Origin of the sequence: Leyella stercorea DSM 18206, from assembly GCF_000235885.1 — a bacterium.
Lineage (GTDB): Bacteria > Bacteroidota > Bacteroidia > Bacteroidales > Bacteroidaceae > Prevotella > Prevotella stercorea.
On the sequence record NZ_JH379396.1, the window covers coordinates 19,667 to 34,600 of the forward strand.

The 14,934-nt window shown below is 48.1% G+C and carries 9 protein-coding genes; all 9 read right to left on the reverse strand.

What is annotated here, in order from left to right; all coding sequences use genetic code 11:
• Positions 1-388 precede the first annotated feature (388 nt).
• The 9 genes from HMPREF0673_RS03915 to HMPREF0673_RS13315 all read right to left on the reverse strand — a co-directional run bounded on the left by HMPREF0673_RS03915 (position 389) and on the right by HMPREF0673_RS13315 (position 14,898).
• Complete coding sequence (locus HMPREF0673_RS03915) at positions 389-2,104, reverse strand: tetratricopeptide repeat protein (RefSeq protein ID WP_007898342.1); 1,716 nt, start codon at positions 2,102-2,104, stop codon at positions 389-391.
• A 79-nt stretch (positions 2,105-2,183) separates the two neighbouring features.
• Positions 2,184-4,274 (reverse strand): hypothetical protein, encoded by a 2,091-nt coding sequence (locus HMPREF0673_RS03920; protein WP_007898343.1) that lies wholly within the window; start codon positions 4,272-4,274, stop codon positions 2,184-2,186.
• 11 nt (positions 4,275-4,285) lie between these two features.
• Positions 4,286-6,943: an OmpA family protein gene (locus HMPREF0673_RS03925; protein ID WP_007898344.1), complete on the reverse strand. Its 2,658-nt coding sequence runs from the start codon at positions 6,941-6,943 to the stop codon at positions 4,286-4,288.
• A gap of 20 nt (positions 6,944-6,963) precedes the next feature.
• Positions 6,964-7,515 (reverse strand): DUF3575 domain-containing protein, encoded by a 552-nt coding sequence (locus HMPREF0673_RS03930; protein WP_007898345.1) that lies wholly within the window; start codon positions 7,513-7,515, stop codon positions 6,964-6,966.
• Positions 7,516-7,736: 221 nt separating this feature from the next.
• On the reverse strand, positions 7,737-9,095 hold the full coding sequence (locus tag HMPREF0673_RS03935) for a fimbrillin family protein (protein WP_007898347.1): 1,359 nt from the start codon (positions 9,093-9,095) through the stop codon (positions 7,737-7,739).
• A gap of 142 nt (positions 9,096-9,237) precedes the next feature.
• Positions 9,238-10,521, reverse strand: coding sequence for a fimbrillin family protein (locus HMPREF0673_RS03940; RefSeq protein ID WP_007898349.1), 1,284 nt, complete (start codon positions 10,519-10,521; stop codon positions 9,238-9,240).
• A gap of 60 nt (positions 10,522-10,581) precedes the next feature.
• Complete coding sequence (locus HMPREF0673_RS03945) at positions 10,582-12,123, reverse strand: hypothetical protein (protein ID WP_007898352.1); 1,542 nt, start codon at positions 12,121-12,123, stop codon at positions 10,582-10,584.
• Positions 12,124-12,137: 14 nt separating this feature from the next.
• Complete coding sequence (locus tag HMPREF0673_RS14665) at positions 12,138-13,520, reverse strand: hypothetical protein (protein ID WP_007898354.1); 1,383 nt, start codon at positions 13,518-13,520, stop codon at positions 12,138-12,140.
• Positions 13,513-14,898, reverse strand: a complete 1,386-nt coding sequence (locus tag HMPREF0673_RS13315; protein WP_007898357.1) for a DUF3575 domain-containing protein — start codon at positions 14,896-14,898, stop codon at positions 13,513-13,515. The genes HMPREF0673_RS14665 and HMPREF0673_RS13315 overlap by 8 nt, the downstream gene beginning before the upstream one ends.
• Between the last annotated feature and the right edge of the window lie 36 nt (positions 14,899-14,934).

Genomic DNA, 14,934 nt, shown 5'->3' on the forward strand with positions numbered 1-14,934 from the left:
GCCGCAGCAGAACAACAATATTGCCGCAGCAGGACAACAATATTGCCGCAGCAGGACAACAATGTTGCCGCAGAAGGACAACAATGTTGCCGCAGAAGACTAATGAGAACGACGTAGCAGATTAGACAACGGATAGAATGATAGATGAATGGTAGATGTCTGGTAGATAGGCTGGCAGATATAGCTCTCGGAAGCATATCTGCCAGCCTTTAACATGCTCGTAATCTGTAAGTTGCAGCGACACTGGGAGATATGGCAGATTTTTTCGCGTACTGATACTTTACTATGATATATTGCTTCTATATAAAAAAGGGTTTTCCGAATGAACAAAAAAGGCTATGACATTGCTGCCATAGCCTGATATCTGATGTGAAGTTATATCTTCATCTTATAGATTAACCTTATACAAGATTGCGATGTTTCGCTTGACTGTCTCGTTGTCCGGGTCGAGCTCGTGCCAACGCATAAAGTATTTACGAGCCAACTCCTTGCTCTTCTTCACATTGAAGTAGTAGCCAACCAAATAACGAGTTGCCATCAACTGCCAAGAAGCATTTGCAGAAACGCTATTATACAGCTGCAAAGCAGGTTGCAATCCAACGCCTGCCTCTTGATCAGGGTCAATTAACGGGCTCAACTGAAGCTGATTGATATAGCCATAGTCTGCATAATCAGGGAATCGTTCTGCAGCCTGTCCATATATATCAAAGGCTTTCTTATAAGCTGCCACCTGCTCCATTCCGACACACTCTTCCGCCTTATCCTTATACATCGCAGCATAGTTCTGCAGATGGAAATAGTTCAGCTTACCATTGCTTTCAACAGTATTGATATACTCTTGATAAGCCGTTTCTGCCTTATCGTATTCGCCCATATCCTTATAGGTATTACTGATAACACCCATTGCAGAAGCTACCTGATCATCTTTAATTGTCGGGCTCTTTAGCAATTCCTTCAACACATCTATTCCCTGATTTAACTTATTGTTATTAATAAGTGCCTTACCATAATTCAAGTAATTCAAATCGGTAATAGCAGTGTCTTTGCTTGCGATCAAAGTTTCACTATACTCCAATGCCCTTGAAGCGAACAACTTCTTATACTCATAAAGAGCATCACCCTGCTGCTTCTTTACAAGATCATACGCTCTGTTCGCCCAATCCGCACCAGTGGAGAGAATATAATAGTATGCAGGATATCTTACCAAACCACTATCGCAAATATTCATAATGCGCGTATAGAGTTGCAACTTTGTGTTACCATCGGCATTGTCCACAAAAGTATATACCATTCGGGCCTGTGATGTATAGTTGTCAGCCTCTAAAGAGTCCTTTTGAGCTTCATCATACAACTGAACGCCCTTTTGAATCTCATTTGTAGTAAGACCGTATGCAGCATACAAACGTGCACAATCACGATTATATGGGAATGTAGGATTGGCTTCCTTAGCCATTGCGTAGATGTTTTCCAGCTTTGCTCTACGTTTACGTACTTCTTCTTGAGCCTCTGTATCGCCCGCAAACGCACGCTCTGTCACCTTGTCCAAACCTGCCTCTACAAATGATGCATACTTACGATACGTTCTGAAGTCATTGGGAGCCATCTCTATCGCCTTCTTATAGTAGTTTACAGCTACTGTAGTATCGTCAGCCCACTTGTAGATGTCGCCCTTGAGCATATAGGCTGGACTATAATGAGGGTCGAGTTCTATTGCTTTGTCGATGTATTTCAAAGCGTATGTGGTATCGCTGACACCCGATTTGAGCCAAAAGGCATTGGCTGCGCCTACGTAGATACGTGGGCACACGCTTTTCTTGGTCTGTTGCGACTCGCAAATCTGCTGCACAATAGGTTCCACCTCAACGAGTGTGTGCGACACAATCTTCTCTATACCCAAAATTGCGGCTTCTACATCGTTGATGGTCTGCACCTTGCGTGGCGAATTGGAACTTGACGCTTTGCCGGTCTTTGTCTTATTGTCCACCTTTGCTTTCTTTTCGGTCTTCGGTTTCTTCTCCTTCTTGTCTTTCAGCGAGACTGAAGCAATCGAAGGCGCAACAAGTGCGAAAGCGAGCAAGCCTATAGCGATTTTTCTCATGTTCATATCTTGTATAGCTTTAAGAGTGGCAGAGGTGTTTGTTCCTCCGCCCTATTATTTACTTATAATACGTACTGCACACCGATTATAGTGTGTACTGCACACCGAGGTTGAGTGTCTGGAACGTGCGCAGCTTCATCATATTAACGCCAAGCAGATTCGGGTCATAACGCACTACGTAGAGCTGCGGTGTGAGCGTCACAGCGATGTGCTTAGCCACGTTCATCTTTATCTTGATACCTCCATTGGCACCCATAAGCGGGCTGGTGTTGTACTTTCTTTGTGAGTACGACATGGTGTGCGAACTGTTCACCTTTATCGAACCATCAGGTTCTGTGCTATTGCCTAACGACAGCAGCAATGCAGGACCAGCGAACAACTCCGCCTCAAACATACGATTGCTCTGATAGCCTGAGCAGAGGTTGGTGACATTCAGCAAATAGTTGAGTGCCACGAAGCCTCGCTTGTAGTTGTTCTTGAAGAGTCCGGTAGTGGTGTATTCCGTACCATACTCGGTTGTGCCTGTATAGCTGTCCGGCGCAACGCTATTGATAGACAAGTATTCGAACGAAGCACGTACGCCATGCACCTTACCGAAATGTCCTTCAACGAAGGCCTGTGCATTATAGTTGAACGCTGCGCCCTCGTATGTCTTCTTGGTGTTGAACAGCATCGTACCTGCGCCCAAACCGAAGCTAAGCGGAATGCGTGGTGCCTCATAGTCATCTTGCTTCCTCATACGATAGTTTGTAGCACGCGTATAGGCTGTGAAACCAAGACGAACCACTACTCTTTGGGCGTTGAAACGCTTCACTGCGTCTATGTTGCGATACGGTATTCGGTAGTTGTAGTTGGTGAAGCTCGGTTCGAGGAACACCTGCAAGTCGTTGCTGAGGTTATACGAGAGGTGTAAGCCTGCCGTGTAGAACGTACTAATGGTGCGCAGATGGGTCTTCTGCTCTCGCATAATCCAACTAAGACCGCCACCGAATGCTAACGCCACGTTGAATGGTTGGTCGAAAGAGTAGTTCTTCATAAATCCTAACGGATTGATGAGAGCCTCTGCCGTTGCATCGGCGGTCATATCATGCAGGTCGACCACAGCATCGTCTTGCACTGGTATGCTTAGCATAGCGCGTCTATCCTCGTCCTGTTCGCCCATTGCCTCATGGGTTTTGTCCCATGTGGCGGAGGTGAGTCCTAAGCTAAGGCGCACACCTACCGACGGCGAGAACCATCTACCTACAGACATCTTCGTAGAGTGTCCCATCTTTGGGCTCACACCTTTACCTCCCACGCACCATGCCATGCCTCCTGAGAGCTCGGCAAACCATGGTGTACGCCATTTCTGCGGATGCCACTGCATTGTGCTGTCCACATATTCAGGGCGGTTCTTCATGTAGCGCATACGGTCCTCGATAGAGAGGTTGTTGTGCAGATAGTACACCATACCGATGTTTACACCATAGAAGCCTCCGAACTTATTATACAGGTGTCTTGACTTGATACCTACATACGGCTCTATTGTGAGGTATCCTTGCGGACCGGTGAATATCTTTCCCTGCACACCTCCACGTATTTCGTATCGTGTGCGATGGTTGTCAACTATGTTTGTTGTGTTGTGACGCACGCCAAAGCCAAACACTGTTGACACATCGAGCAGTCGAGACGGACGATAGCCGTCCATCAACGTCGACAGACTATATATCCAGTCGACAGAACCTTGCCACTGTTTATAGTTCTTCTTGTTACCTTCATAGTAGCCATATCCCAATCCTGCTGTGAGGCGCACTGTATGGTAAGGGTTGAACTGCTTACCCACACTCACGTGCGCCATCGTGATTGGCGAGAGGTTATATCCTGCATATTCCAAGTCTTTATGCAATCCTCCGCCGAAGCCTAAGAAGAGGTGGTCGTACCACTTCTTTCTGAAGGTGTCGTCATAGCCACGATAGCGGTCCTCAAGCACGTACTTGAGGGCATTGAACTCCGTAGCGTAGTTGTGGCGAGTTTTGCCGATGGTGTCTTCCTCGCCCGACTCGTCCCATAGTGAGTCGGGCACCTGTGTGATAGCACGTGGAGCCACACTGAACGTTGTCGTTCTTGCTACACTACAGCTCAAGCCACCTATCAGACAAATCGCTGTTGCGTAAAGGCGTATGATGTTAATGCTCATTGTTCTTGGTCTTATTTGTTATCGTCAGCGGTGTTATCCTTGTTATCTGCCGACTGCACTTCTTCCTTTGTCTCACTTACAGCTCCGCTTTCCTCAGCCTTCTTACGGTCGGTGTAGGCTTTGAGTATCTCGAACTTCTTTCGATAAGCCGGAATATCTTTTCGCATATACTTCGACTTCTTACGGATGTCGTCGTTCACATTGCCCTCGTTGCGATACAGGCGTATGAACTTAGGTTCCAAATCGAAGCTATGCTGGAAGTAGGCGAGGTAGAACGGCACCTTGCTTACGTCAAGCTGCGGTCCGGTGTTCTTCTTTTTATACTCGTCAAGCTGCTTGTAGTACTCTTCTGCCTTCTCGGGGTCGGTGCGTAGCAGTTCGTTCTCCTCTTCTTCTGTGAGTTCTTTGAAACCGCTGTTCGCTGCCGAGTAGTCATCTATCTGCGGTTCACGTCCCCACTCGTCAGCCCATATAATGCCTTTCAGATACCACTTCTTCGGGTTATCGTCGGGCATACGGTCGATAAGAGCCTCACATTCTTTGCGCGATTTGTTAAGGTATCCGTGCAGCTCGGTGTAGATGATAGCACGGTTGTCGTCGCCCGTACTGAACACGTAGCGTTCTGCTTCCTTTATCTTTGCCACCTGCTCCGGGTCGGTTATCAAGCCCTGTATATAGAACGGGTAGCCTTGCTGGAATGTGATGAGCATACGTAGGCGCTTTGTAGCCTGCAGCTGCACATTCTTTTTCTCCAACATCTCAATGAAGAACATCGCGGTATCGAGCTTTGCCTCCTGGAAGTACATCACGGCTTGGTTGAGCACCAGCTGCTCGCGGTTTATCTTCACGGGGTTATAGCGGTCGCTCATATCCATTTGGTTCACACCCTTACGGAAGTCGATGAACGGCTTCAGGATGTTCACATCGGGCATACCTCTGCGACTTGCCATCAGTGCCATTTGGTTAGCCACGTATGGGGCAAGCTTCAGACGTGTGTAGTCCGACTGCGCAATGACATGCTTGTAAGCAAGTGTTGTGATGGTGTCGAGCTCTAAGCTATCAGTTACAGTAGCCAAGAGGTTGAAATAGTCACCGTTCGACATCTTCTTCTCGCCCGAGATATATTCGCGCTTGTGTGCGAAGTAGTTCTCCACCGCCTCTTCTGCGTTCATAATATGCTTTATCTCGTAACGATACTTCACAACCATGATACGCAGGTTCTCAAGAATAGGTGCGATGTCGCTCTCGAAGAACGGCTGTAGCTTCAACATGCCGAACACTTCGTTCGGTTTGTATGTCTCGATAGTGTTCTTCACTGCGTCGTACACCTCCTGATTGCCATTCTTACCCACCTGCTCAAGCACGTCTTCCCATGTGAACACTCGCGGTTCGAGTGTCGACACACGGATGTCCGAGCTCAAGTGGCGCTTTAGGATGTTGCGAGCCACAGCCGCACGTTGTGTAGCAAGTCGGGTGTTGAGCTCCACACTACCCTCAGGTGAAGCACCACCCTGTACCTGTACGTCCCAAAGCAAATCGCCGTACGACTTCAGCTCCTTCACGATGGCTTGTTGCTCTACTATGTTCATCGAGTCGTTGAGCAACACGTCCTTACCAACGGCGAACTTCAGTCGCAAGTCGCGGGTCACGTTAGCCATATTCTCCTCCGCTGCCTCCTGGAACTCGCTTGTGAGTGGCATCTCGGCAGCCGTCACTGAGAAGTCGAGGAACTTCAATGGCTTGAACGCAAGGCACGAGCCTGTTGTCATCTCTCCGCTATCCCATGTGCGATGGTGATAGTCCTCGAGCACAACGCGATAGCTTCCTCGGTATGTCTTCTCCTTATCGGGCTTCTTAAAGGTGACATTGGTACTGTAAGCCACCTCCTTATCGCGCTCCAAAACGTACGATGGGTCGTAGCCACGAGCCACCGAATCGTTCTTCATATAGTTGAAGCCCATACGCTTATCCTGCTTCTTGTGATACTCTGCGCCCTCAAGTATTATGGGCTGCAGATAGGCTATAGTGTCTTCGGTCTGACAGTCGACAGCCATCGGCTGGCAGATGATGCGCGACTTCTCTGTGGTGTAACCCTCTGGGATGGTGAAGTTGACATTGAACGTCACTCTATCGCCGGTGTCCATGCCTGGCACGGGCTTCATCGTAGGGTTGGTGTTGCGATACTTACCATCGACAACGGTCTCATCAAGAATTTGGTCGCTACTCTCAAGCGTCACCGTGAACTTGTCTTGTCCCGACTTTATCTCTACAGCCTTTGCACCGTACTCCTCGTCGAATACTACAACGCCCTGACCGCTCATGAGGAACTCCTCAATCTCACCATTCGACTTAGAGAGCTTGAATGCAATTCCGAGCGAACGCAGCTCTTTCTCCAATGCTTTCGGATCGCCACTGAACACCTTCGTGTTAGCCACGTTGATACGATTGGCTGCATCAAGAGCCTTGTTGATAGAGCGGAATGATGTACAATACTGCACTGTCTTTGCAGGCTTTGGCTCGCCCTTCTTACCCATCTTCAAGTACACCTTAATCTTCACCTTACGCGAACCTCCGTCGTCCTGCTGCAGGACGGCAGCCGTAGCGGTGAAGGTGACAAGCAGTATAGCTATCAGCGCGAAGCATATATGTCGTAAAAAGTTTCGTTTCATTGTTATTGTGTGTTATTATATTATTTGAGGATGTAAGCCACTGAGATGCCTATGCGTTGTGGCATGAGGTAATAACCAGATGCATTTGGTCTGTTGAGTCCGCCAACCACATAGTCGCCGTAGTTATCTCCTGCGAAGTATTCCTTACGATTGTAGCCCACAGCAGCCACTCCGGCGTGGAAGTCGATAAAGAGTCGCTTCGTGACATTCATTACGTAACCAAAGGTGATGCCACCACCGTAAGCTATTCCTTTATACACTTTTCCTTTTATAGAAGCATCGTAAATTGCGCCTACGCCTCCAACGCCAACGAATAAGCTGTGCATCGGACGTCCTGAGAAGTAGTACCTGTATTCGGGCTGTGCTGCCAACAACTTTATGTTCTTGCCATACGGCTTATTACATCCGAGCACATTGAGTCCGAGGGTCGACCAGTTGCCGACCGTCATCTCCAAACCGACGCTTGGTACCATGCACGCATCCATAAGCACATCGGTGTTGACGGCGAGCTTCTGCGCCCGAGCGGAGAACACTGCCGAGAGCATCAAGAATGTCAAGAGTAATTTCTTCATTTTTACTATGTTATGTTTAAAGGTGCGGCATCGCGCTGCACCAGCGTGTTGCTTTATATATTGTGGGGCTTTGATATTTCTACTTTAGTGGGTGCTGCCCTGCCGTGGGCTACACCGGTTGTATGTTTTAGGGTGTTTGTTGGGTGTTGGAGTGTTTTTGTCTGAGAAATCATTAAGAGTGGGTATGGCTTAACGCCACACCCGCTCTATAATTATAATGCTTATTCGAGTTCGATTGTGCGCTTACCCCACGGAGTAAGATAGCCAGATGTCTGAATCTGCTCTGGGTCAGAAACTGAAATTACGATGTCATACTCGTAACCAGCTTGCCAAGCCTCATCAGCAGCTTCCTTGAACTTTGGCTTAATCTCGTACTGTGCTGCCTTGTACACCTTGTCGGGTGCATCGGAGAGGTAGTACTCTACACGCAAGCGGAAGATACCCTTGTTGGCTAATTCTGCAGCGTCTGTACCAAGGTAGCCATTGTCTTCATACTTTTTAGAGCCGTCATCGTTAGTACCAATCAGTGTCGGCACTGGGATGAGGAAGCCGTCACCAACAGTAACACTTGTGTTATCGCCGAGGTACGGACCGTTAGTTGGGATGCCGATAGTATTGCCGTCCTTGTCCTTCAACACGAAGGCATTATCCTCAGTGTTGTGGTTATTAGCAGTAGTCCAATCGACAACAAACTCGCCTTCCTTACCCTTAACATCGTCAGTCAAAGCATCGAGACGATTGTCGAGGTCAGCAATAGTCAGTGTACCTGCGTCAGCCACATTGAGGAGCTTAGCCGACTTGATACCTAACTTTGCAATACGGGTATTTTCGCCGCTACCCTTTTGGAGGATGATGTTGAACTTCATGAGCTTGTGCACGAAGGTGAGCTGCGGACGGTTCTCCTTGTGTGTCTTCTCATTCCATGTTCCACCGCCTTCCACTACGCGCTTCTTCTTGTCGCGCAGATACTTTGCGCTGTAAGCGTCCGCCTTGTCAGGATCATCTGGTTTTACGAACGACTTACCCCAGATAAGATCGGTTGTGCCGTCCAGACCTGTTATATTCACGCTGTACTTATTGCCGTTGTGCACCACATTCGCTGAGTAAGGATAATAGCCATAGAATGTATAGCTGTACTGGCTACCCATCGGGTAATAGTGATTAGTTTGTGTTGTGCCACCATTCTCGTCGAAGAGTGTAAGGTTTGTAACACGCCTACCTAAGTCGCCATCGTCAGTAGTCACAGCCTTAGCCTGAATATTCTTCAACCAAAGGAAGTTAGGGTTGTCATTGCCTTCCTGCCAAGTAATTTCCTGCTTAGCTGCAATCTTGCCAGTAGCAAGACAGAAGAAGCCGAGGTTCGTGCCGTCAGGTGTATCGAATGTGCCGTCATATTTGCCATCAACAACATTGCCGAGCGCTGCGCGGGTCTTGTTTGCCTGCTGACCAGCAGAAAGCACGATAGGCACATCAGAGTTCAATCGCTGATTGTTGCTACCGCCAGCGAGGTCGTCCTCGTTTGTGCAGCTGGTCATAAACATGGCAGCAGCCATTCCCATTAAGAATATATGCTTATTCATTTGTTTGTTGAATTTATTGTTTTTCTAAAAAAACGTTTATTCATTGGGACTGTTGAAACACTCGTCTCTTCCTCGCCTTTTGCAGCGAGGAAGAGAGTTTATGTGTCTCAAATCCCTTTCTGCAGGGGCAAGCCCCTACGCTTTATGGCTCAGTGTACTGGCCGTTGTTCGGATCGCGGTCGTCATCGATATCGATTGAACCACCATTAGCCCAAGGTACGAGAGTAGCTGTAACTCTGATGTCCTCAAGACCGTAAACAGTGATAGTAACCTTGTAAGACTTACCAGGCTCAAATTTCTTTGTACCGTCCATCTTGATAGTAGCCTTCTGCTCGAGAGGCTTAGTAACCTTAGCCCCACCAACCTTCTCAAGAACATCCTGAGAAAGAGCGATTGTAAGAGGATACTCTGTCTCACCAGGAGCAACGAGGAGAGCCTCGCCTACCTTAAGAACATCACCTATTGTTGCAGCATCATCTGTCCATGTCAAAGAAACAGGCTTAAGAGCAACGAGTGCGTCATTGTTATCTACTGCATTTTCATCACGCTGCTTCAAAGTGAGAGGAGAAGCATTGCCAGTGAAAGTAAGAAGCTCTGCAGATTCCTTAGTCGCGCCTGTGTAAGCTACTGTAAGAGTACCAGTTGTCTTTGAGTCTACAGAAACACCTGTTACCTTAACAGCGTCTGTATTGCCATTTACTGGGAGACCCGCTGTTGCCTTAGATCCTGCACGTACCTCGAATGTGAAACGTGTGAGGAGGTGGTTGAATGTGATGTTCGGCTGAACGCCCTTACGTGCTGCATAAGCAGAGTAGAAGTTGTCAGCATAGCCACCAAGATCAGTAACCTCCTTAGTAGAAGGAGCTGCCTTGCCTGCCATGATATCCTGCGAACCATCAATCTCGATCTCAACAACACGCTTTGTAGCCTTATCCGCATCAACCTCATCACCGTTGTCGTTTACAGTCTTTACAGCAGGTGTACCTTTCACTGCATCGTCAACGCGATAACCCCAGAAGTCGTAGTTGCCGCTAACCGGGTAGTAAGCGATAGTGCCGTCAGCTGTAGTAGCCAAACCAGATTTTATCTTGTCAGCTGTATTAGGAGCCTTGAACTCCTTGTTGTTGAACACCTCTAATTCAGTACCTGCTGTAGTACCAACAGTCGGAGACTTGTAGACAGCAAGATCCATGCTACCCTTCTGGAGCATGTACACCCAGAGAGTCTGACCTGCCCATACGTTCTCATCGTCAGTCATGCCACCTACGGTACCAGTACCACGGGTCTGAACCTTAGACGAAGCAACACCGAGACGGATCTGCTGTTCAGATACGTTCTGCTCGCCATTTCCACCGAGAGTGTCATCATTTGAACATGCTGTCAGCATACCAGCTGCAGCCAATGCAAAGAAAAACATTTTCTTCATAGTCGTGAAAAATTTAAATTAATAATAAAGTTATTTTTAAAAGATTGTATTATTCATATTTTAATATCCATTGATGTTAGGGTCGTTAGGGTTTTTGTCCTGGTCGATATCAATATCTTCACCCTTGCCCCATCCGTCAACGCTTCCGCTGATCTGGATCTTCTCTAAGCCGTAGACACCAATCTTCACATTATACAATAGACCTTTCTCGAAGCTTGCTTGCTCGCCCTCTTTCTTAGCTGGCGTGATTCTGTATACGGTCTTGTGTTCTTTCATCGTATAATTATTATTCGCATCAAGAGGTCCGTCGGGGAAGAGGTATGTGAGCGTCACTACGTACGACTCCTGCGGAGCTACGAGCAAGCCAGCACCGAGCTCGACGGATGCCTCGTCCATCTTCTCCTTTGTAGTAGGCACGTGTGTGACGCCTGGCACCACCTGGCTCTCGTTGTCCACCCACTCGTCCTTCCACTTTACCTGATAGCCTTCATCTCTCAACCCTGGTTTAATCTTTCCATAGACATTGTGCGTCTCTCCAGATTCATCGGTTTCCTTTTGGTACTCGCCAAGTTTCACCGCCTTTTGCAGCACATCAACCTCATTCTCGGGCTTGAACACGAGCTTACAGTCGTCAATGTTACGGCTTGCTACGGTGAGTGTGCCCTTTGTCAGCGTCATCACCGAAATATCCTTTATCACTACGTCCTTAGCCGACGAAGCGCCTGGGTAAGCAAAGAACTTCAGCATCGTGAGCTGATGCTTCATGTTTACGACTGGGTGCACGTTTCGGTGTGCCGCAAACGTACTATAGTTACCAGGTGTGTTTAGTATCTTTTGCTTCTCCTCTTCGGTCAGTCTGGCTGCCTTTTCGTAGATACCACCTTCGGCGAAGTCGGCTTCCGTAAGCGGAGTCTTGGCTGCGCCCACAAGCACGTCCTGATAACCGTCGATTTCTATGTCGTAAGTTATCTTATCCTTTTCGCGCGTATAGTTACTCAAATCAAGATCGTCTACGAAATAACCGAAGAAGTTGTAGCCCACATCCTGATAACGAGAGCTGTAATAGATGTCTTCAGGATAGTCTTTGGTGAGCACATTCATTGTGCCGATAAACTGGTCGGGCTCGAACTTGAACGGCATACCCAATTTGTACTCTGGTCCGTCGAGCAGACACGATGTGTTGTACTCGTCCATGTTGCCCTCGCTCGCATCTTGAGCATAGCGGTATCTCGACATAGAGGGTTCCTCGGTGAGCACTCCCTGTCCGCCGTTTGGATCGGCATCGTTGTAAGCACGGAATGCGAAGATGTGGAACTTAGCATTCAAGTACTTTTCGCGGTTGTATGCCACGGTCTCCATTGGTTCGAACGCACCCGTACCACGTGTGCCCACAGAGCCACGTGTGTCGGACACTACCGAGAAGTATGCCGGATTACTGGTATATAGCAAAATCGATGTCTTGTCGATGTTGACATCCTCATCGTTTGTTGGCGGTTCTCCCTGCGGTAGGTCCAAGTCTGGATAAGAGACATTGCACGACGCCGTGAGCAGCAGTGTTACTGCAGCTGTCAAGATGTTAACAATATGTTTCGTTCGTTTCATCTTATAGGTTATTTTTAAATGTCGATATTTATATCGGAATCCGTTTGTATCCAACGATCGAGAGCGTCGCCGCCCTTGTCTATGTTACCGACCGTTTTTCCATCAAGAAGTATTTCGGCACTGATGTTTATTGTTCCGTGTTCGCCATTGCGGTACACGTATTTGTTATCAGATGTCGTAGTCATCAGTTTTGCCTTGTTCAGAGTGTTGTAGAGGTTTATGATGCCTTGCCACTTCTGAGGGAAGGTCTGTCCTGTTTTCGGGTTGTACACTTCTGTGTATATAACCACCTGCATTATACCAGGACCGTATATCTTCTTGCGCACATCTTCTAAAGTCTCTCCGTAAGCGCGCTGCACATTCACCACGCCCGTCACATTGATATTGCCGTGGCAAGCTATGCGCTTGTTCTCGTTAGTGTCGTTGCCACTATCGTCCGGGTTGTTCGGCTTGATGTCGGTCTTGAACAACATCTTGCTTGTTTTGGTTATGTCAAGATAGCCTGTGTTCATCTTTATATAAGTAGGCACACCACTTATCTCTGCCCATACCTCCGTCACCTTAAACTCCACCTCGTCCGTATTCTTCACGATGTTGAAGTTGATGTCTATATTCTGCGAGAGTATCTTCGGTTTGAACTCGAAGGTTGTCTGACGGTCGGCGCGTACTCGTTGCACTACTGTTGAGTCGTAATATAGTGGCTCCACATCGGGCTGTATGTACTTCGCGTACGGGTTGAAGTCTTGCCAAGCTAATGGTTTGTTGAGCTTTGGGTCTTTTATGTCATACACCTTATAGCTCAAGCCTACGTTCTGCAACGGGTAGTCTTTAGCATCATTTTTCATGAACTGCTCAAGCTCCGAGTAGTCGATGGATGGGTTGTCGAGCGGGAATGTCGCAAACTTATAATAACCGCGCGGAATCTTTATAGTCGGTGTAAACGGAGGGGGAGTCGTTCCAGTACCAGGCTCGGTTGGTTCAGTCGGCTCGGTTGGCTCGGTTGGCTCAGTCGGCTCGGTTGGCTCAGTCGGTTCAGTCGGCTCGGTCGGTTCGTTTGGCTCGGTAACACCTGTGTTGTCACCGCCTGTGTTGTCACCGCCCGTATTGTCACCCTCGTCTGGGTTTTCGTTTGGACGGTTTTCGGGTGTGATGGTCGTCTCACCGATGAGGCGCAGTGTGAGGTCGTCGGTGTTCACTTCTGCCACCTGCTTCCACTGTCCCACGACACGATAGCAGAGCACACCCATTCGATTCGGCTTGTCCTCTGGCTTGTTCCATGTATATGTGAAGTTGACATCGCCCTGATGTGGGTGATCTCTTTCACAAATCTCTACCTCAGCACATGAGGTGAGCGTTGCTCCAAGCAGGAGTGTGTATAATAGTTTCTTATTATTCATTGCTTGCCTCCTTTCCTGGTTCAGCAGAAGGCTGATTCATTTCCTGTTGAGATGATTCAGGTTGAGATGTTGCCTGTTGAGATGTTGAGATTTCCTCTGCAGGGGTCTGCTCTTCTGCAGGGGCTTCACTTTCTGCAGGTGTCTGCTCTTCTGCAGGAGCTTCACTCTCTGCAGGGGTCTTCTGCTCTTCCGCAGGAGCTTCACTTTCTGCAGGAGCCTCGCCCTCTACTGGGGTCTGTTCCCCAGTAGACTCGGTGGCTCCGTTCGGTTCGGTAGCCTCGGCACCTTCGGTTGGCTCTGGTTCCTCTTTCGCCTTTTTGCCTTTATTTTTCTTTTCGGCTTTCAGGCGTTCCTTCTCCTTTTTCTCATCGATAGCCTTTTGGCGATCAATCTCTGCCTGCTTGCGGTCAGCCTCTGCCTTCAGCTTAGCGTTCACTATGCGCATCGAGTCAGCCTTAGCACTGTTGACAACAGCCACAGAGTCGTAAACCTGCCAGAACTCCTTGTAGATAACAGACTCAACAGAATCTCTGTTATGCTGATTGATAGCATCGACAACGCGCTGGTTAGCGATACTGTCAATTCTGTACTGATATTGTGCATCGGCATCGTAACGCCAACGATATTTCTTCGTGATTGGATAGCTGCCAAATCGATATACGAATCCAACACGTGCCGCAGTGGGCATCGGGAACGGAACAACCTTCCACGAACCTTGCTTGGTGCGTGTGTAGCAGTTGTCGGCACGATTGTATGTGAACTTCTCCGAGTTGACTGCCACGAAGCCTGCATCGAAGCCGAGGTCGAGGTCGAGAGTATTACCTGTGCTGAAAGCGTAGAGAGGTTTTATTATACCATATGTAATACCAGCCGACAATGCCTTGCCTTGATGTCCTTCTCTGCCAAACTTTATAGAGAAATCACTGAACGACATGTACGCACCTCTATAATATGTAGTCTTCGGATGCTTCACCACACGGCGACGGCATGAGAAGAGACGGTCGATGAAGCCGGTGTGCGCGGGTACCTTATTATTTATCTGACGGGTACGCCAATAGTTGCGGAAGTCGGCACGCACCTCCGTGATGTTATAGAAAACTCGGTTTTTGAATGTTGCTGGTGTATTCCACTTTGTCTTTAACGTAAGTCCAACAGCCCAGCGGTTCCAGTTGGTCGATTTCACATCGAATTCTACACCCAGATTAGGAGTCAGCAAAGTCCAATCGACAGCATTGGTGCGCAACGAGATACGCTCAGCAAATGTAAGCGTGTCCACACCAGTCTTGCTCTCGAATATCTGAGCCCTGCTGATTTGCGGGAAAAGCACCGCAATTAGCAAAAATATAGCGTAAAGCCAGTTTTTTGTTGTCTTAGTCACGTTGTTTTTAACCTGTTGGCGGAATTAAAAAACCGC

Coding starts and splice junctions, on each gene's coding strand:
- HMPREF0673_RS03915 (WP_007898342.1), bottom strand. CDS start 2,104: ATGAACATGAGAAAAATCGCTATAGGCTTGCTCGCTTTCGCACTTGTT.
- HMPREF0673_RS03920 (WP_007898343.1), bottom strand. CDS start 4,274: ATGAGCATTAACATCATACGCCTTTACGCAACAGCGATTTGTCTGATA.
- HMPREF0673_RS03925 (WP_007898344.1), bottom strand. CDS start 6,943: ATGAAACGAAACTTTTTACGACATATATGCTTCGCGCTGATAGCTATA.
- HMPREF0673_RS03930 (WP_007898345.1), bottom strand. CDS start 7,515: ATGAAGAAATTACTCTTGACATTCTTGATGCTCTCGGCAGTGTTCTCC.
- HMPREF0673_RS03935 (WP_007898347.1), bottom strand. CDS start 9,095: ATGAATAAGCATATATTCTTAATGGGAATGGCTGCTGCCATGTTTATG.
- HMPREF0673_RS03940 (WP_007898349.1), bottom strand. CDS start 10,521: ATGAAGAAAATGTTTTTCTTTGCATTGGCTGCAGCTGGTATGCTGACA.
- HMPREF0673_RS03945 (WP_007898352.1), bottom strand. CDS start 12,123: ATGAAACGAACGAAACATATTGTTAACATCTTGACAGCTGCAGTAACA.
- HMPREF0673_RS14665 (WP_007898354.1), bottom strand. CDS start 13,520: ATGAATAATAAGAAACTATTATACACACTCCTGCTTGGAGCAACGCTC.